Raw genomic sequence first — 1,201 nt, forward strand, 5'->3', positions numbered from 1 at the left:
CCTTCGCGCACCACGGTTCGGGTTCCCACCCCCCATGCCCATGGGGGTGAGGTCGATCACCGTGGTAGGTTCGAGCGGGCATGCGCCGGCATCCACGATGGCGTCCACCAGCTTTTCGTAGCGCTCGCGGATTTCCTGGGGGTCGTTGAGCGGAGCGGTCTCGCCGGCGGGGATGAGCGTGGTGGCCAGCAGCGGCGCGCCGTGCAGCTCCAGCAGCAGTTGCAGGCCCTTGCGGTCGGGCACGCGCAGGCCGATGGTCTTGCGCGAAGGGTGGCTCACGCGGCGCGGCACCTCTTTGGTAGCCTCGAGGATGAAGGTGTATGGGCCTGGCGTGCCCAGCTTGAGCAGGCGGTACTGGCGGTTGTCGACGCGTGCGTAGTTGGCCAGTTCGGACAGGTCGCGGCACAGCAGGGTCAGGTGGTGCTTGTCGTCCACCTGGCGGATGCGGCGCAGGCGGTCAACGGCGTCCTTGTCGTCGAGATGGCACACCAGGGCGTAGCTCGAATCGGTGGGGACAGCCACCACGCCGCCTTTTTGCAGCAGGGCGGCAGCCTGCTTGAGCAGCCGGGGCTGGGGATTGTCGGGGTGGACTTCGAAATACTGGGCCATGTCAGCCAACGCCTCCAGATAGTTGTCAGGCGGCCGGGCGCACCCGCTCGGCCAGCAGTTCCCACACGGGCTTGAGGGTGCCGGGCAGCAGCGGCAGTGTGCCCAGATCGGTGTGGGATTCGTTCGGGCTGTGAAAGTCGCTGCCGCGCGAGGCGGTCAGGCCGAATTCTTGTGCCATGGCCCCATAGGTCACGTATTCGGCCGCGCTGTGGCTGCCCGTGACCACTTCCACGCCCTGGCCGCCGTGGGCCTTGAATTCGGAGAACAGCGCGTATTCCTCGTTGGCGCTGAGCCTGTAGCGCGCGGGGTGGGCGATGACTGCCACGCCGCCGGCTTCGGTGATCCAGCGCACGGCGTCCCCAAGCGATGCCCAGTGGTGCGGCACGTAGCCCGGCTTGCCTTCGGTGAGGTATTTGCGAAACACCTCCGCCGTATCGCGGCACACCCGGGTTTCCACCAGGAAGCGCGCGAAATGGGTGCGAGAGATCAGTTCAGGGTTGCCCACGAACTGCAGGGCCCCTTCGTAGGCGCCGTGGATGCCCACTTGCGCCAGTTGCGCCGCCATGGCGCGCGCGCGCCCGCCGCGCCCGCC

2 protein-coding genes are annotated in these 1,201 nt (G+C 67.9%); both read right to left on the reverse strand.

Annotated elements, in window-relative coordinates; genetic code table 11:
- The coding region (locus ACDELDRAFT_RS22715) for an L-threonylcarbamoyladenylate synthase (RefSeq protein ID WP_005801395.1) at positions 1 to 609 on the reverse strand (609 nt) is incomplete at its 3' end.
- A 25-nt stretch (positions 610 to 634) separates the two neighbouring features.
- On the reverse strand, positions 635 to 1,201 hold a 567-nt coding region (locus ACDELDRAFT_RS22720; protein ID WP_040330783.1), incomplete at its 5' end, for a PHP domain-containing protein.

This window comes from Acidovorax delafieldii 2AN (assembly GCF_000175235.1).
GTDB lineage: Bacteria > Pseudomonadota > Gammaproteobacteria > Burkholderiales > Burkholderiaceae_C > Acidovorax > Acidovorax delafieldii_B.